At 68.2% G+C, this 23031-nt stretch carries 23 protein-coding genes; 13 read left to right on the plus strand and 10 right to left on the minus strand.

All coding sequences use genetic code 11. From position 1 onward, the window contains the following. The first annotated feature begins 66 nt into the window (after window positions 1-66). The 8 genes from KUD94_RS11655 (at window position 67) to KUD94_RS11690 (ending at window position 8344) form a co-directional block, all read left to right on the plus strand. The gene (locus KUD94_RS11655; protein WP_218237369.1) at window positions 67-2970 is read left to right on the plus strand and encodes a DNA topoisomerase III; all 2904 of its coding nucleotides are present in this window, start codon (window positions 67-69) and stop codon (window positions 2968-2970) included. Window positions 2971-2976: 6 nt separating this feature from the next. Beyond that, complete coding sequence (locus tag KUD94_RS11660) at window positions 2977-3351, plus strand: DUF4124 domain-containing protein (protein WP_218237370.1); 375 nt, start codon at window positions 2977-2979, stop codon at window positions 3349-3351. Window positions 3352-3437: 86 nt separating this feature from the next. Beyond that, window positions 3438-3827: a VOC family protein gene (locus tag KUD94_RS11665; protein WP_218237371.1), complete on the plus strand. Its 390-nt coding sequence runs from the start codon at window positions 3438-3440 to the stop codon at window positions 3825-3827. A 10-nt stretch (window positions 3828-3837) separates the two neighbouring features. Then, window positions 3838-4536 carry a glutathione S-transferase N-terminal domain-containing protein gene (locus KUD94_RS11670; RefSeq protein ID WP_218237372.1) on the plus strand — a complete coding sequence of 233 codons (699 nt, stop codon included), beginning with the start codon at window positions 3838-3840 and terminating at the stop codon, window positions 4534-4536. 21 nt (window positions 4537-4557) lie between these two features. Continuing rightward, on the plus strand, window positions 4558-5124 hold the full coding sequence (locus KUD94_RS11675; RefSeq protein ID WP_218239283.1) for a DUF1439 domain-containing protein: 567 nt from the start codon (window positions 4558-4560) through the stop codon (window positions 5122-5124). A 65-nt stretch (window positions 5125-5189) separates the two neighbouring features. Then, complete coding sequence (locus KUD94_RS11680) at window positions 5190-6407, plus strand: MFS transporter (protein ID WP_218237373.1); 1218 nt, start codon at window positions 5190-5192, stop codon at window positions 6405-6407. A 464-nt stretch (window positions 6408-6871) separates the two neighbouring features. Continuing rightward, window positions 6872-7810, plus strand: a complete 939-nt coding sequence (locus KUD94_RS11685; RefSeq protein ID WP_218237374.1) for an endonuclease/exonuclease/phosphatase family protein — start codon at window positions 6872-6874, stop codon at window positions 7808-7810. 60 nt (window positions 7811-7870) lie between these two features. Continuing rightward, window positions 7871-8344: a peptidylprolyl isomerase gene (locus tag KUD94_RS11690; RefSeq protein WP_218237375.1), complete on the plus strand. Its 474-nt coding sequence runs from the start codon at window positions 7871-7873 to the stop codon at window positions 8342-8344. Window positions 8345-8408: 64 nt separating this feature from the next. On the opposite strand, the gene KUD94_RS11695 is transcribed toward KUD94_RS11690, so the two are convergent. After that, on the minus strand, window positions 8409-9278 hold the full coding sequence (locus KUD94_RS11695; protein ID WP_218237376.1) for a gamma-glutamyl-gamma-aminobutyrate hydrolase family protein: 870 nt from the start codon (window positions 9276-9278) through the stop codon (window positions 8409-8411). A gap of 185 nt (window positions 9279-9463) precedes the next feature. On the opposite strand from KUD94_RS11695, the gene KUD94_RS11700 reads away from it, so the two are divergent. Then, a complete protein-coding gene (locus KUD94_RS11700; protein ID WP_218237377.1) occupies window positions 9464-9814 on the plus strand; it encodes an HPF/RaiA family ribosome-associated protein in 351 nt (116 codons plus the stop codon). A gap of 130 nt (window positions 9815-9944) precedes the next feature. On the opposite strand, the gene ssb is transcribed toward KUD94_RS11700, so the two are convergent. Both ssb and KUD94_RS11710 read right to left on the minus strand, forming a co-directional pair. Further along, the gene (gene ssb / locus KUD94_RS11705) at window positions 9945-10484 is read right to left on the minus strand and encodes a single-stranded DNA-binding protein (protein WP_218237378.1); all 540 of its coding nucleotides are present in this window, start codon (window positions 10482-10484) and stop codon (window positions 9945-9947) included. 140 nt (window positions 10485-10624) lie between these two features. Continuing rightward, window positions 10625-11806 (minus strand): MFS transporter, encoded by a 1182-nt coding sequence (locus KUD94_RS11710; RefSeq protein WP_218239284.1) that lies wholly within the window; start codon window positions 11804-11806, stop codon window positions 10625-10627. 383 nt (window positions 11807-12189) lie between these two features. Here KUD94_RS11710 and corA point away from each other — a divergent pair, with 383 nt between their 5' ends. Beyond that, entirely contained in the window at window positions 12190-13251 is a 1062-nt protein-coding gene (corA, locus tag KUD94_RS11715) for a magnesium/cobalt transporter CorA (RefSeq protein ID WP_218237379.1), read from the plus strand. A gap of 39 nt (window positions 13252-13290) precedes the next feature. Next, window positions 13291-16245 (plus strand): excinuclease ABC subunit UvrA, encoded by a 2955-nt coding sequence (gene uvrA, locus KUD94_RS11720; RefSeq protein WP_218237380.1) that lies wholly within the window; start codon window positions 13291-13293, stop codon window positions 16243-16245. Between the two features lie 81 nt (window positions 16246-16326). Here uvrA and KUD94_RS11725 read toward each other — a convergent pair whose 3' ends face one another. Continuing rightward, window positions 16327-16842, minus strand: a complete 516-nt coding sequence (locus KUD94_RS11725; RefSeq protein ID WP_218237381.1) for a DEAD/DEAH box helicase family protein — start codon at window positions 16840-16842, stop codon at window positions 16327-16329. Window positions 16843-16895: 53 nt separating this feature from the next. Here KUD94_RS11725 and KUD94_RS11730 point away from each other — a divergent pair, with 53 nt between their 5' ends. Both KUD94_RS11730 and KUD94_RS11735 read left to right on the plus strand, forming a co-directional pair. Next, on the plus strand, window positions 16896-17177 hold the full coding sequence (locus KUD94_RS11730; RefSeq protein ID WP_218237382.1) for a type II toxin-antitoxin system RelE/ParE family toxin: 282 nt from the start codon (window positions 16896-16898) through the stop codon (window positions 17175-17177). 12 nt (window positions 17178-17189) lie between these two features. Continuing rightward, the gene (locus tag KUD94_RS11735) at window positions 17190-17504 is read left to right on the plus strand and encodes a HigA family addiction module antitoxin (RefSeq protein ID WP_255568797.1); all 315 of its coding nucleotides are present in this window, start codon (window positions 17190-17192) and stop codon (window positions 17502-17504) included. 20 nt (window positions 17505-17524) lie between these two features. Here KUD94_RS11735 and KUD94_RS11740 read toward each other — a convergent pair whose 3' ends face one another. The 6 genes from KUD94_RS11740 to KUD94_RS11765 all read right to left on the minus strand — a co-directional run bounded on the left by KUD94_RS11740 (window position 17525) and on the right by KUD94_RS11765 (window position 23030). After that, entirely contained in the window at window positions 17525-17863 is a 339-nt protein-coding gene (locus tag KUD94_RS11740) for a hypothetical protein (protein WP_218237383.1), read from the minus strand. An 84-nt stretch (window positions 17864-17947) separates the two neighbouring features. Next, on the minus strand, window positions 17948-18103 hold the full coding sequence (locus KUD94_RS11745) for a hypothetical protein (protein WP_218237384.1): 156 nt from the start codon (window positions 18101-18103) through the stop codon (window positions 17948-17950). A 204-nt stretch (window positions 18104-18307) separates the two neighbouring features. Continuing rightward, a complete protein-coding gene (gene ubiM, locus KUD94_RS11750) occupies window positions 18308-19546 on the minus strand; it encodes a 5-demethoxyubiquinol-8 5-hydroxylase UbiM (RefSeq protein ID WP_218237385.1) in 1239 nt (412 codons plus the stop codon). 240 nt (window positions 19547-19786) lie between these two features. Next, entirely contained in the window at window positions 19787-21100 is a 1314-nt protein-coding gene (gene fahA, locus KUD94_RS11755; protein WP_218237386.1) for a fumarylacetoacetase, read from the minus strand. 72 nt (window positions 21101-21172) lie between these two features. Continuing rightward, the gene (locus KUD94_RS11760) at window positions 21173-21982 is read right to left on the minus strand and encodes a cyclase family protein (RefSeq protein WP_218237387.1); all 810 of its coding nucleotides are present in this window, start codon (window positions 21980-21982) and stop codon (window positions 21173-21175) included. A gap of 1 nt (window position 21983) precedes the next feature. Beyond that, a complete protein-coding gene (locus KUD94_RS11765; protein ID WP_218237388.1) occupies window positions 21984-23030 on the minus strand; it encodes an SMP-30/gluconolactonase/LRE family protein in 1047 nt (348 codons plus the stop codon). Window position 23031 lies beyond the last annotated feature (1 nt).

Genomic DNA, 23031 nt, shown 5'->3' on the forward strand with positions numbered 1-23031 from the left:
ATGCATACACACCTGCGCGCGCGTGCGCGCAGGGCCACACATTGTAGAAGTGCTGCACAAGACACCATGAGCAAACAACTGGTCATTGCGGAAAAACCCTCGGTCGCGCAGGACATCGTGCGCGCCCTCACCGCCACTACAGGCAAGTTCGACAAGCACGAGGACCATTTCGAGAACGAACGCTACGTCGTCACCAGCGCCGTCGGCCATCTGGTGGAGATTCAGGCGCCGGAAGAATTCGACGTCAAGCGCGGCAAATGGAGCTTTGCCCATCTGCCGGTGATTCCGCCGCGCTTTGACTTGAAGCCGGTGGACAAGACCAAGTCGCGCCTGGCGGCGGTGGTGCGGCTGGCCAAGCGCAAGGACGTGGCAGAACTCATCAACGCCTGCGACGCGGGGCGCGAGGGCGAGCTTATCTTTCGCCTGATCGAGCAGTACGCCGGCGGCGCCAAGGGCACGTTGGGCAAGCCGATTCGCCGCCTGTGGCTGCAGAGCATGACGCCGCAGGCGATTCGCGACGGCTTCGAGCGCCTGCGCAGCGCGCAGCAGATGCAAGGACTGGCCGACGCTGCGAGGAGCCGCTCCGAGGCCGACTGGCTGGTGGGCATCAACGGCACGCGCGCGATGACCGCGTTCAACTCGCAGGGCGGCGGGTTCTTTCTGACCACCGTCGGGCGGGTGCAGACGCCCACGCTCTCGCTCGTCGTCGAGCGCGAGGAAAAGATCCGCGCCTTTGAAAGCCGCGGCTATTGGGAGGTGCACGCCAGCTTTGCCGCGCAGGCGGGCGAATACCTGGGCAAGTGGTTCGACCCGGCCTTCAAGAAGGGCGACGACCCCGAAGCCCGCGCCGAGCGCCTGTGGGACGAGGCCCAGGCCCGCGCCATTGCCGAGGCGGTGCGCGGCCAGGCCGCCACGGTGACCGAGGAGGCCAAGCCCACCACCCAGGCCAGCCCGCTGCTGTTTGACCTGACCAGCCTGCAGCGCGAGGCCAATGGGCGCTTCGGCTTTTCCGCCAAGACCACGCTGGCGCTGGCCCAGGCCTTGTATGAAAGGCACAAGGCGCTGACCTACCCGCGTACCGATTCGCGCCACCTGCCCGAGGACTACCTGGGCACCGCGCGCCAGACGCTGGAGGTCCTGGCTGCCAGCACCCTGGGCCACCTGGCCCCGTTTGCGCGCCAGGCGCTGGAGCAGGGCTATCTGCGCCCCAGCCGCCGGGTGTTTGACAACAGCAAGATCAGCGACCACTTCGCCATCATCCCGACCACGCAGGCGCCGCACGGCCTGTCCGAGGCCGAGCAAAAGCTCTACGACCTGGTAGTGCGCCGCTTTCTGGCGGTGTTCTTCCCGAGCGCGGAATTCCAGGTCACCACGCGCATCTCGCAAATCGCCGAGCACCACTTCAAGACCGAGGGCAAGGTGCTGGTCAAGCCCGGCTGGCTTGCGATCTACGGCAAGGAAGCCGCCGTGGATGCAGAAGGCGGCAAGGACGGCGACAAGGGCCAGCCGCTCGTTGCGGTGCAAGCGGGCGAGCGTCCGCCGGCCGTCCAGGTCGAGGCCAAGGGCCTGAAAACCAAGCCGCCGGCGCGCTACTCCGAAGCCACGCTGCTGGGCGCGATGGAGAGCGCGGGCAAGCAGATCGACGACGACGAACTGCGCGAGGCCATGCAGGAAAAAGGCCTGGGCACGCCGGCCACGCGCGCGGCCATCATCGAAGGCTTGCTCACCGAAAAATACATGCTGCGCGAAGGCCGCGAGCTGATTCCCACGGCCAAGGCCTTCCAGCTCATGACGCTGCTGCGCGGGCTGGAAGTGAACGAGCTGTGCAAGCCCGAGCTCACCGGCGAGTGGGAATACAAGCTCGCGCAGATGGAAAAAGGCCAGCTCTCGCGCGCCGCCTTCATGCAGCAGATTGCCGAGATGACCGAGCGCATGGTCAAAAAGGCCAAGGAATACGACCGCGACACCATCCCCGGCAACTACGCCACCCTGGCCGCGCCCTGCCCCAATTGCGCCGGCGTGGTGAAGGAAAACTACCGCCGCTACGCCTGCACCGGCAAGGACGGCGGGGAGGGCTGCGGTTTCTCGTTTGGCAAATCCCCGGGCGGTCGCACCTTCGAGGTCGCCGAGGCCGAAGAGCTGCTGCTGCACCGGCGCATCGGGCCGCTCACCGGCTTTCGCTCCAAGGCCGGCTGGCCCTTCACCGCCGAGATCGCCATCGTCGCCGATGCCGATGCCGCGGGCGGCTACAAGCTGGAATTCGACTTCGGCGACGACAAGAACGAAGGCGAAACCGGTGAACTGGTGCAGTTTGCCGACGCCGCGCTCGGCCCCTGCCCGGCCTGCGGCGCCGAGGTGCACGAGCACGGCAGCAACTACGTCTGCGCGCGCGCCGTGCCCACGGCCGAGCAGGCAGTACCGAGCTGCAGCTTCAAGAGCGGCAAGACCATCTTGCAGCAGCCGATAGAGCGCGAGCAGATGCAAAAGCTGCTGGCCACGGGCAAGACCGACTTGCTGGACAAATTCATCTCCAACCGCACCCGCCGCCCCTTCAAGGCGCGCCTGGCCTGGGACGCGGGGGCGGGCAAGGTCAACTTCGAGTTCGAGCCGCGCGAAGGCAAATATCCGCAGCGCAAGACGGTTGCATCAAAATCTGTAGCTGCTGGCGCAAGCAGGACAGGCGCTACAGCCAAAAAACCTGCCAAAGCTGTGGCCAAGAAGACGCCGCGCAAAACCAATTCGGCCAGCGGCAAGGCGCCCAGCGCGGCCCTGGCCGCGGTCATCGGCGCCGAGGCGGTGAACCGCCCAACCGCAGTGAAGAAGCTCTGGGAATACATCCGCGCGCAAGGCTTGCAAGACCCCAAGGACAAGCGCCAGATCGTCGCCGACGAGAAGTTGCGCGCGGTCTTCGGCAAGGAGCGCGCGGGCATGTTCGAGCTCGCGGGCATCCTGGGCCAGCATCTGGGGTAACGGCCCATGCTCAGCCGGGGCGAGCGCATCACCTGGGCGGCCCTTGCGGTGCTGGTGCTCGCGGGCGCCGCAGCCGCCTGGTACACGCGCGCGGCCTGGCTGCCGGGCGCCGGGCCCTGGCTTGAGCAGCTCTGGCGCAAAAGCACCCGGCCCGGCCCCGAGACCCTGCCGCCGGGCAAGCGCGCGGCCGGCGCCGGCGCGCGATCGGGCAGCGGCGCAGAGCCGCCCCCGCCGCCGCCGCGCAAGTGCCTCACGCCCGACGGGCGAGTGGTCTATACCAACCAGCCCTGCCCGGCGGGCACGCGCGAGCAGGCGCTCGACGGCGCGCTCAGCGTGTTGCCTTCCGGCCCGGGAGGCGCTGCGCCGCAGCCCCGTCCTTGAGGGCCGCGCCAGCGCCCGCGCCGGGCTGCCGCTACCATGGGCGCGCAAGCCAGTTCACCACCCCATCTTGTCGGAGACCCGCCGCCATGTTCAGCCACGTCATCCTGGGCAGCAACGATCTTGAGCGCGCCAAGCGCTTTTACGACGCCTTCTTCGGCGCGCTGGGCGTCGCCCCCGCGGTGTTTGACCGCTACCGCTACTTCTACCGCAGCGCCAGCGGCACCTTCGGCATCACCACGCCGATCGACGGACAACCCGCCAGCGTCGGCAACGGCGGCACCATAGGCTTTGGCACCGCCACGCCGGAGCAGGCCAAGGCCGCGCACGACGCCGGCGTGGCCGCGGGCGGCAGCAGCTGCGAAGACCCGCCAGGCTGGCGCGAGAATGGCAAGCACCGCATCTACCTGGCCTATCTGCGCGACCCCGACGGCAACAAGCTTTGCCTGCTGCACCGCCCCGCAAGGGAAGCCCACTGAGGAAAGAGACATGCGCTGGACCCACCCCATCGCCGCCAAATGGCCGGCCGAATTCCCCGAGCGCCTGCAGCTGTATTCGCTGCCCACGCCCAATGGCGTGAAGGCCTCGATCGCACTGGAAGAACTGGGCTTGCCCTACGAGCCGCACCCGGTGAGCTTCGATACCAACGACCAGCTCTCGCCCGAGTTCCTGTCGCTGAACCCGAACAACAAGATCCCGGCCATCCTCGACCCCGACGGCCCCGGCGGCCAGCCGCTGGCGCTGTGGGAGTCGGGCGCGATCCTGATCTATCTGGCGGAGAAGACCGGCAAGCTGCTCAGCCGCGATCCTGCGCAGCGCTATGAGACGCTGCAGTGGCTGATGTGGCAGATGGGGGGCCTTGGACCGATGTTTGGCCAGCTCGGCTTCTTTCACAAATTCGCCGGCAAGGAATTCGAGGACAAGCGCCCGCGCGATCGCTACGTGAACGAGTCGCGCCGCCTGCTGGGCGTGCTGGACAAGCACCTCAAGGGCCGCCAATGGCTGGTGGGCGACGCCTACGGCATTGCCGATATCGCCGTCTTTCCCTGGGTGCGCAACCTCATCTGCTTTTACGAAGCCGGCGACCTGGTCGCCTGGGGCAGCTACCCCGAAGTGGCGCGGGTGCTCGATGTCTTTCTCGCGCGGCCGGCGGTGCAGCGCGGCTTGAACATTCCGGCGCGCGGCTGAGCGCGCAAACCCGTGGCCCGGATGCGCCGCCGTCGCTGGCTCGCGGGGAGCCTGGCGTGGCTTGCGGGCGCCGCTGCCTGCACCACCGGGCGCGGCGGGCCGCGCAGCATCACCGTACCGCTCGAGCGCCTGCAGGCGGTGGTGGACGGGCATTTCCCCCGGCGCCTGAGCGCGCAGGGCTTGCTGCAGCTGAGCGTGCAGGCGCCGCGCCTGCGGCTGCTGCCCGCGCTCGACCACCTGGGCGCGCGGCTTGAGCTCGGCGCGAGCAGCCCTTTGCTGGCGCGCGCCTACACGGGCGAGGCCGACCTGGACTTTGCGCTGCGCTATGAGCCGAGCGACCGCAGCCTGCGCGCCACCGAGCTGCATCTGAACGCGCTGCAACTGGCCGGGCTGCCAGCGCCCGCTGAGCAGTTGCTGCGCCAGAGCCTGGCCGACGCGCTGCGCCAGTCGCTGCGCGAACTGGTGCTCTACCGCCTGCGCGAGCAAGACCTGCTGCTGGCCGACACCCTGGGCCTGCAGCCCGGCGCGATCAGCGTCACTCCCGAGGGCCTGCGCATCGCGCTGGTGGCCAAAGGCCAGGCCGAGTAACACCGGCAACAGCGCGAAAGCGGGTGCGCCGCTACCATCGAGAGTTCGTTTGCACGCCGCCCACCATGCCGCCCGCCGCCACTGCCACCCTCACCGCAGCCAACCCCACGCGCTACCGCGTGCTGGGCGCGATCAGCTTCTCGCACATGCTCAACGACATGATCCAGTCGTTGATCCTGGCGATCTACCCCATCCTCAAGGGAGACTTCAACCTGAGCTTTCTGCAGATCGGGCTGATCACCCTGACCTACCAGCTCACCGCCTCCATGCTGCAGCCGCTGGTCGGCCTGTACACCGACAAGCATCCCAAGCCGCATTCCCTCGCCTTTGGCATGGGCTCCACGCTGTGCGGGCTGCTGTTGCTGTCGATAGCGCCCAACTTCGCCGTGATCCTGCTGGCCGCGGCGCTGGTGGGCACGGGCTCGTCGGTGTTCCACCCCGAGTCCTCGCGCATCGCGCGCCTGGCCTCGGGCGGGCAGCACGGGCTGGCGCAGTCGATCTTCCAGGTCGGCGGCAACACCGGCTCGGCGCTCGGGCCGCTCTTGGCCGCGCTCATCGTGCTGCCCCAGGGGCAGGGCGCGATCGCCTGGTTTGCGCTGGCCGCGCTGGTCGCGATTGCCGTGCTCTGGCAGATCGGCAACTGGTACCAGCGCCAGTTCTTGAGCCGCCCGGCCGCGACCAGGAAGGTGAGCGAAGCCGCCAGCCCTGTTCCGCAGCGCCTGGTGGTGCGCGCCATCGCGGTGCTGCTGGTGCTGATCTTCTCCAAGTACTTCTACCTCACCAGCATTACCAGCTACTACACCTTCTACCTGATCCACCACTTCGGCGTGTCGGTGCAGGCCTCACAAATACACCTGTTCGTCTTTCTGTTTGCGGTGGCGGCGGGCACGCTTGCCGGCGGGCCGATCGGCGACCGCATAGGGCGCAAGCCGGTGATCTGGGTGTCCATCCTGGGCGTGGCGCCCTTCACGCTGGCGCTGCCCCACGTGAACCTGATGTGGACCGGCATCCTGATCTTCATCATCGGCCTGGTCATCGCCTCGGCGTTTTCGGCCATCCTGGTCTACGCGCAAGAGCTCATGCCGGGCAAGATCGGCGCGGTATCGGGCATGTTCTTCGGCTTTGCCTTCGGCATGGGCGGCATCGGCGCGGCGGTGCTCGGCGTGCTGGCCGACAGCCACGGCATCGAGTTCGTCTACCAGATCTGCGCCTTTTTGCCGCTGCTGGGGCTGCTGACGATTTTCCTGCCGACCATAGAGCATCCGCGGCGCAAGGCGGCCTGAGCTCCTCGGGCCTGGCGGTGCCCGTGAACCTGCTGCCTGCGGCCATGTCGTGCTCGCGGCGGCGCACGCCGCCGATCTCGGGCGAGGCGTGGTGACTCGGCCAGTGAGTGCGGGGGCGGTTTCCTGACCGGCCACGACCCGAAGACATGTTGAACATCGTCGAAGGGCGTGACAGTTTGCGGCGCTGAGTGCGGAGGTGAAAGCGCAGCGGGTGCGGTGACTTGGAGCCTGAAATTGGCCGTATGCTCGCCAGCTTACAAAAACATACGATTGTCCGAGGGCTGCATCCTGGCAAACCCTGCTGATGCACCGCAGCCGCACTGAATACTTTCTGAGGGCCCGCATTGAAACCCTGGTTTTCCGCCGCCGACACCAGCGCCAGCGCCGCCTTGGCAGCGCCATCGGACGAACAAGGACGCGCCCGCAAGCCTGGCATCGCACACGCCATCGTCCGGCGCGCTGTCGTGGTGACCTGGCTGTGCGGCCTTGGTGCCATGAGCGCTTTTGTGCCCTCTCTACCCGAAGCGGCCGTGTCGGACAGTCTGCGTTGGCTGGCGGGTCTGGTTTCGCATGGGCAATGGTTGTACGCAGGCCTGGCGCTTGCCGGCGCCTTGCTCACACTGGCCTTGCGCTCTGGTCGCCAGTCCCTGGCTCTGCTGCCGCCGCTGGCCGTGGTTGCGGCGGCGTGGCTGCATGCATTGCCCGGCGCCAGTGTGCACAGCGCGTCAGGCAAGGACGCCGCCACGCTCACTGTGGCCAGCGCCAATCTGAACTTTGAGCGCAGCGAGCACGCCGCGCTCGCCGCCTGGCTGCTCTCGGCAGACGCGCCGGATGTCATCGCACTGCAGGAGTTCACTCCTTCTGCCATGGCCATGGTGACGCGCCCCGAACTGCTGGCCGCCTACCTCTACCGTGCGCTCGAACCGAGCGACGATCAATTCGGGCTGGGCGTGCTGTCCAAGCACCCCATCGCTTCGGCCCAACGGGTAGTGCCTCTGGATACCCTGGCGACGCTGAAACTGCGCCTCGTTCTGAATGTGAACGGCCGCGAATTGGCTCTGACCGCCGTGCACCCGATGCCGCCCATCAGCTCTGCCTACGCCCGCGAGCGCGATGCAAGCCTGCGACAGGAAGCCGAGCTGCTGACCGGTCGCGGCATGCCTGGCATTCTGTTGGGCGACATGAACGACTCGCCCTGGTCCACCGGCCTGCGGGGCGCCGCCCCCTTGCTGCGCGCCAGCGGTCTTGCGCCCACCTGGCCCAATCTGGGCGGCTGGCTTTCCATCCTGCCGCTGGACCATGTCCTCGTAACGCCGGGCCTGCGGGTCGAGGATGCGGCCCTGGGTGCGGATCTGGGCAGCGACCATCGTCCGGTGCGGGTGCGGCTCGCACTACACAAATGACGGCGGGCCGGCCCTCGCCTGACACAATCGCCCCATCCCCACCTCCTGCAGCCCACCGCCATGCACATCACCAAAGACTCTGCCGTCACCCTGCAATACAAGCTCACCGACCCGCACACCGGCCAGACGCTGGACAGCGGCCACACGGCCTATCTGCACGGCGGCTACGAGGGCATTTTTGCCAAGGTCGAGCAGTCGCTTGAAGGCCAGGGCGCAGGCCACGTCAGCGCGATCGAGCTGGCCGTCGAGGAAGCCTTCGGTGCGCGCGATGAAAGTCTGATGCTGACCATCCCCAAGAGCGAATTCCCGCCCGGCGTGAAGGTCGGCGGCCAGCTGCAGCGCATGGGCGAGGACGGCCAGCCGCGCTACTACCACGTGGTCAAGATCAAGGGCCCCGAGGTGCATCTGGACGGCAACCACCCGCTGGCCGGCAGGGCGCTGCGCTTTGCCTGCAAGGTGACCGAGGTGCGAGCCGCCACCGCCGAAGAGATTGCCCACCGCCACGTGCACGGCGGGCACGGGCACCACCATTGAAATCATAGCTGCCAACGCTTGCTGGACAAGCGTTTGCGGCCGATTTGACCACCAAATCAGCAGACTAGAAACGCCTGAGCAGCGCCTGGCGCAGCAGGCGCGAGGCGCGGTCGCGGATGTGCAGGGGGCTGCTGCCGGGCCAGCGGTGGTGGCGCGCGCGCTCGCAGGCGTCCAGAAAGTCGTGCAGGATGGGCGCGTCGTCCAGCGTCACGTCGGCGCGCGTGCGAAATTCCGGATGCCACTGAGTTGCGGCGATGTAGCCCCGGCCCTGGCGCGCGGTGCGCCGTATGGCTTCGGGCACTTGGTCGGGCACGCTCCAGGCCTCGACGGCAAAACCCGGCGCCAGCGTCTTGACGCCCTGGTGGTGGATGCTGTTGACCGTGGCCTGCACGCGCCCCGGGTACAGCCGCGCCAGGCGCGTGCGCGGCGCGATGCGGATGTCGTGCACGTGGCGGTCGTACTCCAGCGGGTCGCGGTGGCGCTGGGCGCCAGCCAGCTGGCTTTCGATGTCCTGGAAGAGCGTGCCGCCAAAGGCCACGTTGATGATCTGCAGGCCGCGGCAGACGCCGAACACCGGCTTGCCCGCCTGCTCGAAGGCCTCGATCACCGCCAGGTCGTACAGATCGCGCACGCGGTCGCCCTCCCATTCGGGCTTGAGCGCGACCTCGCCGTAGTGACCGGGCCAGACGTCCGAGCCGCCGTGCAGCACCACGCCGTCGAGCCACTGCGCGTAGTGCTTGAGCGTGACGTCGCCGCGCGCCGTCTCGCCGGTGGGGCAGGGAATGACCACGACGAGCGCGCCGGCAGACATGATCCAGTGCGCAATCGACTGTTCGATGTACTGCAGCGTCTTGCCGGTGAACAGATGGCGCTGCGGGTCGGCATAGGAGAAACAGGCCGACAGGCCGATCTTGAGGCGTACCGTTTCGGACATGCCTGCCGTTGTATCACCGCCGGCATGCCTGTGCGCACTGCTGCGGCACTTGCGCGACGCTTTGCGCGCGTCTGTTGTTTTGGCGTGCACGGGGGCCGCAGCGCTGCGGCGCCGGCGCCACGCCGCGCAGGCGGTAAGCTAGCCCTGAGCGGCCCGGACCGCGGGCCGTGTGAAAGGAGTCAACCATGCAAGTGCAAGTCAATACCGACCGGCAGATCCAGGGCGGCGAATCGCTCGCACGCTGGGTGGAGCAGGAAACGCTCACCCGGCTGGCGCGCTTTCGTGAGTACCTCACGCGCATCGAAGTCTTCCTGAGCGACGAGAACGCCGGCAAGGCCGGCGCCAGCGACAAGCGTTGTCGCATGGAAGCGCGCCCCGCCGGGCGCCCGCCGGTGACGGTGACCGCCACCGCCGACAAGGTGGCCGACGCCTTCAACGCCACCGTCGACAAGCTGGTGCGCGCGCTGGAGACCGACATCGGCCGCGGCAAGAACCACAAGGGCAGCGACACGATACGCACCGCCGACGGCGAATGAGCGTGCGAGGCCGCGCCTGGCCCGGTGCCGGGCGCGGGCCACGGCAAGCGGTGCGGCGGACAAAAGTCAAAAGGCCCGCCTCCCCGCAGGGATACGGGCCTGTGCCAAGACCAAGCAGGCTGGGCGGCAATCAAAAGGGGATGTCGTCTTCCATGTCGTCAAAGCCCGAGGCGGCGGGGGGCTGGGGCGCGGCCATCGGCGCGGGCGCCGGGCGCTGCATGGGCGCGGGCCGCGCGCCAGCGCCGGCGGCCGGGCGGCGCGCCGGTGCATCAAAGCCGCTGGCATCGCCAAAGCCTTCGTCGTCGCCGTAGCCGCCCGAGCCCCCGCCCTGGCCGGGGCGGCTGCCCAGCATCTGCATCACGTCGACGCGGATTTCCGTGCTGTAGCGCTCCTGCCCGTCCTGGGCCTGCCACTTGCGCGTGCGTATGCTGCCTTCCACATAGATCTGGCTGCCCTTGCGCAGGTATTGGGCGGCGATCTCGGCCAGCTTGCCGTTGAACACCAGGCGGTGCCATTCGGTGTGCTCGCGCGCCTCGCCGGTCTGCTTGTCGCGCCACTTGTTGGTCGTGGCCAGGGTGACGTTGGTGACCTGGTCGCCGCTGGGGAAGGTGCGCGTCTCCGGGTCGCGCCCGAGGTTGCCGACGAGGATGACTTTGTTGACCGATGCCATGGGGGTGTGTCCTTGAAAGTAGCCCGGGGGATGACGCAGAGAAGCCCGGGCCAATGGATGAAGCTGGCGGCCCCTGCCAGACCGCAGGTGCGCAGCATAGCGGCTTTGCGCGGCGCCGTGAACTGCCGGGCGCGGCGGCTTCAACGGGCTGCTTCGCGCCCTATCGGCTTGAGGGGCCAGGTCCAGGCGAGCCAGGCCAGCGTGATCAGCGAGGTAGCGATGAACAGCCCCGCATGCCCGCCCCATTTGACCAGCACGCCGCCTGCCGCACCGCCCAGGAACAGGCCTATGGACTGCAGCGTGTTGTAGGTGCCCAGGGCCGCGCCGCGCAGGTTCTCGGGCGCCATGCGCGAGGCCAGGCTCGGCTGCGTGGCCTCCAGCACATTGAAGCCGCAGAAGAACACGAACAGCATGCCCCCCAGCGCCCACAGCGGGGCGGCAGCATCGCCCGCAGCCAGCAGGGCAAAGCCGAGCTGGCCGATGAGCACCAAGCCTATCGAGAGCAGCAGCGCGCCGCGCAGCCTGCCGCGGCGCTCCATGGAAAACAGCGCGCCCATGGCAATCAGCGACAGCACGATGGCCGAGAGGTAAATCTGCCAGTGCTCGGCCTTGGGCAGGCCCGCCTGCACCAGCATGGCAGGCACCGCTACCCACATCGACATCTGCACCGTGTGCAGAGCGCACACGCCCAGGTTCACGCGCATCAGGTCGCCGTGGCGCAGCACTTCGGAGTAGTGCCCGGGCGGCGCATCGGCCGCTCGCGCGGTTTCCGCCGGCACCACCCAGAGCACCACCGCGATGCCCGCCAGCGTGAGCGCAAAGGTCAGGCCAAACAGCCCCGACAGCCCTATCCAGGCGGTCAGCAGCGGCGCGGCCACCAGCGCCAGCGCAAACATCAGCCCGATGCTGATGCCCACCAGCGCCATCGCCTTGGTGCGCACCACCTCGCGCGTCTGGTCGGCCAGCAGCGCGGTCACCGCAGCCGACACCGCGCCCGCGCCCTGGATGGAGCGGCCCACGAGCAGGCCCATGAGCGTGTCCGCCAGCGCCGCCATCAGGCTGCCGGCAGCAAAGACGACCAGCCCGATGACGATCACGCGCTTGCGCCCGAAGCGGTCCGAAGCCATGCCCATGGGCAGTTGCAGGAAGGCCTGCGTCATGCCATAGCTGCCCATGGCCAGGCCGACCATGGCGATGTCTTCGCCGCCGGGGTATTTGCGCGCCTCCAGCATGAACACCGGCAGCACCAGGAACAGCCCCAGCATGCGCAGCGCAAAGATCAGCGCCAGGCTGATCGACGAGCGCCGCTCGGCGCCGGTCATGCGCCGAGCGGCGGTTTCGGTTGTCAAGGGGACGGAAGGGGAAGCAGACATGGGCGTGCAGCGCGTGGGCTGGCCTGTCGCCAGCCAAGTCGGCTATTGTCGTTGATAGCGGCCATGCCCCCTGGCGCCATGCTGGCATGCCGTTTGCATGGCACCAGCGGGTGCGGCCGGGCGGCAGCACAATGGCACGGTAGCGGCGGCGCCCGTGGAACACTGCATCAACCAATCGACCGCGCACGACGGCTTGCTGGCCGAAGGAGAGGCCGCGGCCCTGCTCGGCGGCTGTATCGCCTACCAACTTGATGGCTTTGCCTACCCCTACCATGAAGAGAAAACGACCCGCCGCCCGCCCCCCCGCACCGCGCTATCGCCACAGCCACTACATGGGCCGCCTGCGTCCCGGTGCCACGCCGGGCTCGCTCACCGATGCAGAAGCCCCGACGCACGGCGGCGCCAGCCTGAGCCTGCTGCGCTACGACGCCCACGGCGTGGTGCAGGAGCAAAGCGCGGTGCAGCCCAACGCCCAGCTGCTGCCCCAACCGGGCGAGACCGGCGTGAGCTGGCTGCACCTGCAGGGGCAGCCCACGGCGGCGCAGATGCAGGCGCTGGGCCAGGTCTTTGGCCTGCACCCGCTGGCGCTTGAAGACGTGCTGCAGGAAGAAGCCCTGCCCAAATGCGAGGTGTTCGACGGCCAGCTCTTCGTCGTGCTGCAACTGGTGCAGCGCGAGCCCGACGGCGGCTGCTCGGTCGAGCCGGTGACCTTCTTCCTTGGCCCGGGCTACGTCATCAGCATAGGCGACGGCCCGAGCGCGCTGTTCGAGCCGGTGCGCCAGCGCATACGCGGCGGCGGGCACATCTGCAGCTTCGGGGCCGACCACCTGCTGTATGCGCTGATCGACGTGGTGGTGGACAGCGCCTTCGGCCTGCTGCAGCAACTGGGCGAGCGCCTGGATGCGCTGGAGGACGAGATCCTGGAGTACCCGGGGCGCCAGGCGCGCCGCCAGATCCACTACGCGCGGCGCGAGCTGGTGCTGATGCGCCGCGCCTGGTGGCCGCAGCGCGAGGTGATCGCCACGCTCACGCGCAACGACGAGCGCCTGCTCTCGCAGGCCACGCGCGTGTACCTGCGCGACTGCCACGACCACGCGGTCATCGTCGTGGACCTGGTGGAGAGCTGCCGCGAAATGGCTTCGAGCCTGCTCGACGTGTACCTCTCGGCGGTCAACCAGCGCATGAACGACATCATGAAGGTGCTCACCATCATCGCCACCATCTTCATGCCGCTGTCCTTCATCACCGGCGTGTACGGCATGAACTTCGACACCGACAGCCCCTGGAACATGCCCGAGCTGCACTGGCGCTTTGGCTACTGGTATGCGCTGGGGCTGATGGCCACGGTGGTCTTCGTGATGCTGGCGTATTTCAAGCACCGGCGCTGGTGGTAGGCAGCTTTGCGACGGCGGGTCGATAATGACCGGTTCCCCATGAACGACCTCACCGACCCCCTGACGCCCGCCCAGTCCCAGCCGCATTCCGATTCGAGCGAAGGCCTGCCGCTGGCCGCAGCGCTGCGCCGCCAGCGCATCGGCATACGCGGCGCGCGCACGCACAACCTCAAGAACATCGACCTGGACATCCCCAGCCACCAGCTGGTCGTGGTCACCGGCTTGTCCGGCTCGGGCAAGTCCAGCCTGGCGTTTGACACGCTCTACGCCGAAGGCCAGCGGCGCTACGTGGAAAGCCTCTCGACCTACGCGCGCCAGTTTCTCGGGCGGCTGGACAAGCCCGACGTGGACTTGATCGAGGGCTTGTCGCCCGCCATCGCCATCGAGCAGAAAGCCACCAGCCACAACCCGCGCTCCACCGTCGGCACGGTGACCGAAATCCACGACTACCTGCGCCTGCTGTATGCGCGCGCCGGCACGCCCTGGTGCCCCGAGCACGGCCTGCCGCTGGCCGCCCAGACCGTCAGCCAGATGGTGGACGCGCTGCTGCAACTGCCCGAAGGCACGCGGCTGATGCTGCTGGCGCCGCTGGCGCGCCAGAAGAAGGGCGAGTTCACCGAAGTCTTCGCGCAGATGCAGCAACTGGGCTACGTGCGCTTTCGCGTGGACGGTCAGATCGTGCAGGCACAGGAGCTTGCGCCGCTCAAGAAGAACGAGAAGCACGACCTGGACGTGGTCGTGGACCGGGTCAAGATCCGCCCCGACATCGCCCAGCGCCTGGCCGAGAGCATAGAGGCCGTGCTGCGCGTGGGCGGCGACGGCGGCGCGGGCCGGGTCGTGGCCCTGGACATGGACAGCGGCGCGGAGCACGTGTTTTCCAGCAAGTACGCCTGCCCGGTCTGCAGCTATGCGCTGGCGGAGCTGGAGCCGCGGCTGTTTTCCTTCAATTCGCCCACCGGCGCCTGCCCGGCCTGCGACGGCCTGGGCCAGCAGGAGGTGTTTGACGCCGCGCGCGTGGTAGCCCACCCCGAGATCAGCCTGGCCAGCGGCGCCATTGCCGGCTGGGACCGGCGCAACGCCTTGTACTTCGGCATGCTGCAGGCGCTTGCGGCGCACTACGGCTTTGCCGTGGACACGCCGTTCGAGCAACTGCCCGAAGCGGTGCGCGAGGTGCTTCTGCACGGCTCGGGCGAGCAAGAAATCGCCTTCACCTACTTTGCCGACGGCGGCAAGCCGGTGCTCAAGCACCACCCCTTCGAGGGCGTGCTGCCCAATCTGGCGCGCCGCTGGAGCGAGACCGATGCGCCGGCGGTGCGCGAAGCGCTGGCGCGCCTGCGCAGCGTGCGCCAGTGCAGCGAATGCCACGGCGCGCGCCTGCGCCGCGAGGCGCGCCACGTCTTCGTCGGTGAAGGCGCCGCGCGCCGTGCAATCCAGGACATCGCGCGCATGACGCTGCAGGACGCCCACGCCTGGTTCCGGCAGCTGCGCCTGAGCGGCGCCAAGGCCGAGATCGCGCGCAAGATCGTGCACGAGATCAGCACCCGCCTGTCTTTCCTCAATGACGTCGGCCTGCCGTATCTCAGCCTGTCGCGCAGCGCCGACACGCTCAGCGGCGGCGAGGCCCAGCGCATTCGCCTGGCCAGCCAGATCGGCTCTGGCCTCACGGGCGTGATGTACGTGCTGGATGAACCCAGCATAGGCCTGCACCAGAGGGACAACGACCGCCTGATCGCCACGCTCAAACACCTGCGGGACCTGGGCAACAGCGTCATCGTCGTCGAGCACGACGAGGACATGATCCGCGCCGCCGACCACGTGATCGACATGGGCCCGGGCGCGGGCGCGCACGGCGGGCGCGTGATGGCCCAGGGCAGCTGGCAGCAGCTGTGCGCGGTGCCCGACTCGCTCACCGGGCAATACCTGTCGGGCGCCAGGACGATCGCCGTCCCCGCGCGGCGCACGCCCTGGCTGCCCGGCGAGGAAGCAGGCACTGTCCAGGCCATCCGCATCGTGGGCGCCAGCGGCCACAACCTCAAGGACGTGAGCGTGGACGTGCCCGTGGGCTTGTTCACCTGCGTGACCGGCGTCTCCGGCTCGGGCAAATCCACGCTGGTCAACGACACGCTGTACCGCGCGGCCGCGCGCCAGATCCACCGCGCGCTGGCCGAGCCCGCGCCGTACGCGGCCATCGAAGGGCTGGAACTGGTCGACAAGGTGATCGCCGTGGACCAATCGCCCATAGGCCGCACCCCGCGCAGCAACCCCGCCACCTACACCGGGCTGTTCACCCCGATCCGCGAGCTGATGGCCGAAACCACCACCGCGCGCGAACGCGGCTACGGCCCGGGGCGCTTTTCCTTCAACGTCGCGGGCGGGCGCTGCGAGGCCTGCCAGGGCGACGGCGTGGTGAAGGTAGAGATGCACTTCCTGCCCGACGTCTACGTGCCCTGCGACGTCTGCCACGGCGCGCGCTACAACCGCGAAACCCTGCAGGTGCAGTGGAAGGGGCTGAACATCGCGCAGATCCTGGAGCTCACGGTCGAAGACGCCTGGGCCTTCTTCAAGGACGTGCCGACCATCGCGCGCAAGCTGCAGACGCTGCTGGACGTGGGCCTGTCCTACATCCGCCTGGGGCAAAGCGCCACCACGCTCTCGGGCGGCGAGGCCCAGCGCGTGAAGCTGGCGCAGGAGCTCTCGCGCCGCGACACCGGTCGCACGCTCTACATCCTCGATGAGCCGACCACCGGCCTGCACTTTGCCGACATCGACCTGCTGCTCACCGTGCTCGCGCGCCTGCGCGACGCCGGCAACACCATCGTCGTGATCGAGCACAACCTGGACGTCATCAAGACCGCAGACTGGATCATCGACATGGGCCCCGAAGGCGGCGCGGGCGGCGGCACCCTGGTGGCCACCGGCACGCCCGAGCAGGTGGCGGCCAATCCGGCGAGTTTTACCGGGCGGTATCTTCGTCGGTATCTACAAAAACCATAGCTACCGGCGCTTGACTGGCAGGCGGGAGAGCCTGATTTGGTGCATGTTCTCAAAGCAGGCTCCCCTGCATCGAGGCATCCGTCATTGGTCGCAGCCGCGCATAGTCCAGCAGCTGCGCCAAGTGTGCGCCCTTGTCCTGCCATTCCCGCACCGTGCTTTCGCCCAGCAGCACGTAGTGCGGTTGAGCAACTGCCAGATCAACAGCGCCTGCAGTACCCAGGTCTTGCCCGTGCCCGTGGCCATCTTGAAGCAGTACTTGGGGTGCACATGCTTGTTGGCTGACACCTCGGCCAGCCGCGTGCCCGCCAGCAGCGCGTCGGACGCGGCCTTCTCGTACAAATCCTGCACGCTGGTCGCGCCCAGCACCTCGTGCGCCACGATGGCGTTCAGGATGGCCTGGCGCTGGCCGACGTGAAAGTTCATCCAGCCGCGCGCGTCCACCATGTCCTGGCCAAACCACCACAGCAGCAGCTCGGCCGTGGTGGGCGTGACCAGCTCCAGCAGACCGGCTGCGCCATGCTCCAGGCCCAGGGCCAGCTGGTTGGTGCGGGCGGTGAGGGCGGCGCAGAGGGCGAGGGGATGGTTGGCGTCCGTCATGGGTGTTCCCCCGGTGGCTTGTGTTCGTAAACAGCTTGTTTAGAATTTGCCGCATGATTCGCAGCTTTGCCGACAAGGAAACCGAAAGCCTGTTTCGCACAGGCAAGTCTCGCAAGCTGCCGCCGGACATACTGCGCCGTGCAGTGTTGCGCCTGAACCAGCTCGAACACGCCACGGATATCCATGAATTGCGGTTCCCCCCAGCCAACCGGCTGGAGGCGCTGCACGGCGACAGAAGTGGGCAATGGAGCATTCGCGTCAATGGCCAATGGCGTGTGTGCTTTCGCTTTGTTGACGGCGATGTCTTTGACGTCCACATCACGGACTATCACTGAAGGGACTCTGGTATGAAACACACGATTGAACGCACCAGCAACGGCTTGCCGCCCATTCACCCCGGTGAATACATCCGCGAAGCGCTGGAAGACCTGGGGCTGACGCAAGCGGCCTTGGCCAAATTGCTCGGCGTGTCTGCCATGCGCATCTCGCACCTGGTGCGCGAGGAGCGCCCGGTCACGGCAGAAATGGCATTGCGCCTGGGCCGGGCCTTTGGGCAAAGCCCCGAGTACTGGTTGAATTTGCAAGCTGGCTACGACCTGAAAATTGCCAGGGAGCAGTTCAAAGACAGTCTGCGCGAAATACGCGAACTGGCCACGGCCTGAGCGCGCACCCACTGCCGCCATCACCCTGCGGCCACCGTGGCCAGCACCCCGGCCTCAAAGCCAAACACATCCACCACGCGCACGCGCACCCGGCGTGGGCCGCCTTTGGCCGGCACCGTGAGCACGGCCTGCGCCAGCACGCGTAGCGCGCCGCCGTCGTTGGCGGCCAAACGCGACATCTTGCCCCGGTAGTCTTGCCAGACCGAGCGAAACACCTGCCCGTCGTAATCCGGGTCCACCGCCCGGTATTCGATCAGCGCCAGCGGCTCGGCATTGGCCACGGCCTGCAGTTTTTGGCGGTAGGCGTCGTCCAGGTTGATCGCCTCGGGCGAGAGCAGCACAGAGTTCTTCAGCCGCACCGTCAGCGTTTCCCGGTTTTCCTCCCTCTCCCCCTGGGAGAGAGCGGAGGCGAGGGCCACGCGCTCGATGGGGCGCAGCGTCAGCTACTGCAGGCTGGAAAAACGCACCTGCCCGCGCCGCTTGTCCACACTGTTGCCCTTTTTGCGCAGGCGGTCGAGCAGGTCGGACGGAATCAGCAGCACCTCCAGCCGGACGTCGTGCAGTGCGCCGCAGCGGGAGGTGATTCTGACGTTTGCCAAGGCCCATGCCGCGTCGGCGCAAGCCTTGCCGGGCAAGCAGCAGCCGGGCAAATAGGGCAGATCCGGTGTTGCTGGACACCGTGTCGCATCTGCTGCAAAAACGCCCCTGGCGCAATACCGGCAGGCGCTAGCAGCTATCGATAACAGAGCGGCTATTCTTGCGTAACCGGACTGGCATGGGGTCAGGCGCAGCGTATTGCGCGCTCAGGCCTGCGGCCGGGTGCGCGGCCAGCTCGGGCGGCGGCCGGTGAGCTGGCTCACGATGGCGGCCTTGAGCGGCGGGAAATTCTGCGAGGCGCTGAGCACCGCGCGGCGCAGCAGGCGGGCGGGGGGGCGCTCGTCGGTGTACAGGCGCACGATGGCGTTGGTGCCGGCAAACAGCGGCCAGGCGTGCAGGCGGTGGCGGCGTTCGTAGCGTGTCAGTGGCCAGCGGCTGCCGATGTCCAGGCCGCGCCGGCGCGCGAGGCTGAGCGCCTCCACGAGTGTGCGCACGCCCGACAGCCCGATGTTGAAGCCGTGCGCGGTGACCGGGTGCGTGCCCACCGCAGCGTCGCCCGCCAGCGCGCAGCGCAGGCCGGCAAAGTGCTGCGCCCAGACGGCGACCAGCGGGTAGCTGATGCGCTCGCTTACGAGCTGCATGGCGCCCAGGCGGTGCTGAAACTGCGCGGCAATGCGCGCGGCGTAGTCCTCGGGGGGCAGTGCCAGCAGCGACTGCGCGTGCGCGCCGTCTACCGTGACCACGGCGGAGATCAGGTGCTCGCCCTGCTGCGGGTCGGCGGGCAGCGGCAGGATGGCCAGCGTGCTGTGGTGGTCAAAGCATTCGTGGGTGATTTCGCCGTGGTCTTTTTCCACGCGCATGCGGCAGACGATGACGCTGCGGCCAAAGTCGTGCATCGACGCGCCGATGCCGAGCATGCGGCGCACGCCGGAAAAGCGGCTGTCGGCGGCAACCAGCAGCGGTGCCTGCACGCTGAAAGTGCGCTCGCCCTGGATGAAGTCCACGCGCGCCTGGGCTGCGTCGGTCTGCACCTGCTGCACGCGCGCCTCGGTGACCAGCTCTATGCCGGCGGTGGTCGAGGCCAGTTCCCAGGCGCTGCGGCGCAGCGCATGGTTGGGCACGATCCAGCCGAGGTTGTCCGCGCCGGTGCCGCCCGCATGCAGATGCATCGGCCGGTGGCGGCCCACGGCGGCGTTGTGCACCTGCGCTTCGCGCAGCAACCCGACTTCATGCGCCGCCAGCCGCTGCCAGCTGCCCAGTTGCATGAGCAGCGCGCGGCTCGGGTGGGTGAGCGCAATCTCGCGCCCGTCAAACGCCGGGTTGGCCAGCGCCTGGGCGGGCTGCTGCTCCAGCACGGTGCTGGAAAAGCCCGCGCGGGCGAGGGCGAGAGACAGCGTCAGGCCGACGGGGCCTGCGCCGACGATGAGGACATCACTGTGCTGCATGGCGGACTGGCTTGCGCTAAGGCAACGCTGAACAAACCCCTCGCGCGTCGCGCATCCCGGCCTGCGGCGTTTCTCCGGCCTTGCAAATCCTCGCAATAGCTTCGGCTATTGCTGCGGTTTGCGCCTTGCAGCCCATCCCCAGGCTGGGCGCGCGCCATCACGGGGGCTTGTTCAGCGTTGCCGTAAAGCCCTGATTGTGACCCCTCGGGCGCAAGCGCGCCCGAGCCGCTGCCGACTGGGCTAGCCCAACGCCGCCAGCAGCGTGCCCTGGCATTCACCAAAGCCGATGCGCGCGGCGCCCGGCGCCTCGCACCAGCCGCGCAGGATGACGGTGTCGCCGTCCTGCAGAAAGCCGCGCTGCTCCCCGCCGCCGATGTCTACGGGTTTTTGCCCGCCGTGGGCCAGCTCGATCAGGGCGCCGGCCTCGCCCGCGCCCGGGCCGGAGATGGTGCCCGTGCCTATCAGGTCGCCCGGTTGCATCTGGCAGCCGCCCGCCGCGTGGTGGGTGAGCATCTGCGCCGCCGTCCAGTACTGGTGGCGAAAGCTGGTGCCTGACAGGCGTGCCGGAGCGCGCCCGGCCTGGCGCGCGGCTTCGCTGTGCAGCAGCACTTCAAGCCGGATGTCGATCGCGCCGTGCTCGCGGTTGGCCGGCGCGTCCAGATAGGGCAGCGGCTGCACGTCGTCCGCGGCGCGCGTCCAGGGCAGGCGGTAGGGCGCGAGCGCGTCCATGGTGACGATCCAGGGCGAGACGGTGGTGGCAAAGTTCTTGGCGTGAAAGGGCCCGAGCGGCTGCATCTCCCAGACCTGGATGTCGCGCGCCGACCAGTCGTTGAGCAGGCTGATGCCAAACAGATGCTGCTCGGCCTGCGCCAGCGCAATCGGCTGGCCCGGCGCGTTGCCCGGCCCGACCCACAGACCGAGCTCGCATTCATAGTCCATCGCCGCGCAGGGCGCGAACACCGGGGTGCGCTCGCCGCGCGGCAGGTACTGGCCGTGCGGGCGGCGAAAGCGCTGGCCGCTCACGCCCAGCGTGGACACGCGCCCGTGGTAGGCCTGGGGCAGCCAGCGGAAGTTGGGCGTGACGTCGGCCTCGGGGTACATGATGCGCATGCAATTGCGCGCATGGTCCAGCGAGGTATAGAAGTCGGTGTAGTCGCCTACCTGCGCGGGCAGCGCGTATTCCACGTCTTGCAGCGCCAGCATGCAGGTGCGCAGCGTGGTCTGCTGCGGCGCGCCCTCGCGCAGCAGGGCAAACAACGCATGGCGCAGCGCGCGCCAGGCCGTGGGGCCGGCGGCCATGAAGGCGTTGAGCGTGGGCTGCGCGGCCGCTTGCAGTGCGGGCGCGACCTCGGCGCCGACCATGCCGGTGGCGGCCAGCGCCGCCAGGTCCAGCGCCTGGTCGCCTATGGCCACTGCGCCGCGAAACGCCTGGCGGCTGTCGCGCGGGCGCAGCAGCGCAAACGGCAGGTTCTGCAGCGGGAAGTCGCAGCCGGCTTCATTGGCCGCGGCAAGCCAGCTGCGGGCGGCGGGGTCGTGCGTGTGCTCCAGGGGCATGGGAAGTATCAAAATAATAGCTGGTAGCGCTTGATGAATAAGGATTTAGGCCGGGTTTGGCTTGAAAGCTGCTCACAGCGAGGCGGCCATCAGCGCATCGTCGAAGATGGCCACGGCGCGCGTCCAGCCGGCCGATGCGCCGCGAATCTTGTGCGGAAAGCAGCTGATGTAGAAGCCGTGCGCAGGCAGCGCTTCCAGGTTGTGCAGCTTTTCCAGGTGGCAGTAGCCGATGTCGCGCCCGGCCTTGTGGCCTTCCCAGATCAGGCCGGCGTCGCGGCTTTCGGCGTATTTTTCGGCGGTGTAGACGAAGGGCGCGTCCCAGCTCCAGGCGTCGGTGCCGGTCAGGCGCACGCCGCGCTCCAGCAAATACATCGTCGCCTCATAGCCCATGCCGCAGCCGGCGTTCACGTAGTCGTCGTGGCCGTAGCGCCCGCCCGCGCGGGTGTTGACGACGACGATCTCCAGCGGCGTGAGGCGGTGGCCGATGCGCTTGAGCTCGGCCTCCACGTCGGCGGCGGTGACGACGTAGCCGTCCTCCATGTGGCGAAAGTCCAGCTTCACGCCGGGCTGAAAGCACCACTCCAGCGGCACCTCGTCGATGGTCCAGGCCTTCTTCTTGTCGCCCAGCGCCTTGTCCATGGTGCTGTGAAAGTGGTAAGGCGCGTCCAGGTGGGTGCCGTTGTGCGTCGACAGTTGCACCATCTCGACGGCCCAGACCTCGCCGTCGGGCAGGTCCTCCTGCTTGAGGCCTGGGAAGAACGGCGCCATCTGCGCAAACGAGTTCTGGTGGTTGAAGTACTGGATCCGCGGCGCAAAGGCGGGCGGGTCGGAGATGACGTCGTTTTCCAGATAAATCGACAGATCGACGAATTTGCGTGCCATCTCAGGAGCTCCTTTGTTTCCAGTGGACCATGGGCAGCCCGGCCACGGGCGAGGTGAAATAGGGAATCGTCGTGCCCATGAGGCTGCCGACGTAAACGGTGCAGAGGTCGGGCCCGCCGAAGGTGATGCTGGCCATCCACGGCGCAAGCGTGCCGCGCGCGGCCAGCATGGCCTCGGCGGTGACGGTGCCGGCGGCCATGCGTTCGAGCAGGTTTTTTGACGCGGCCGGGTCGCCATCGTCGAGCAGCAGCAGCTTGTCGCCCTCGGGCGTGAGCGCGATGAGCTGATCGACCATCACCAGCGTGCACCAGAGGTTGCCAAAGGCGTCGAACGCGATGCCGTCCGGATAGCCGCCCAGGTGGCTCGGGCCGAAGACCTCGCGCTCGGTCAGTTGCACGCCTTGCGCGCCCTCGATCAGGCGCATGCGCGTGATGCGCGGGCCGGTGGTCTCGGCGATGTAGAGCCATTCTTCGCGCGCATCGAGCCGGATCTCGTTGGTGAAGTAAAAACCCTCGGCCACGACGCGCAGCACGCCGCGCTCGAGCACCGCGATGTAGCCGTCGCGCACGCGCGAGCTGGCCGCCTGCGTCCAGGGGTTCACGCGCGTGGAGACGGTGATCCAGACGCGGTCGCGGCTGTCGCGCAGCACGAAGTTGACCTTGCCTATGGGCTGGCCGTCGATCGCATCGAACAGCACGCGGGTTTCGCCGCCGCGCGTCATCACTTCCAGGCAGTCGGTGCCGAAGTTGCTGATCAGGATGTCGCCGTTGGCGGCAAACGCCAGGCCGTTGGGCAGGGTGCCGCTGGTGAACTTGTGCTCCAGCTCGGCGCTGCTGGCGGCGGTGTCGGCAAAGCGCGGGTCGGCATGCTGGCCGATGAAGCGCTGGCTGCCGTCGGCGGCGATGCGCGTGACGCCGCCGCGCGCGTCCGCCGCCCACAGCGTGCCGTCGGCTTCGGCCAGGATGCATTCGGGGCGTTGCAAGTCCTGTCCTATGGTCTTGATCTGGTTGCGTTCGACGGTAAAGCCGCGCAGGGGGTTGCTTGCCATG

The organism is Comamonas sp. NLF-1-9, from assembly GCF_019195435.1.
GTDB lineage: Bacteria > Pseudomonadota > Gammaproteobacteria > Burkholderiales > Burkholderiaceae_C > Comamonas_C.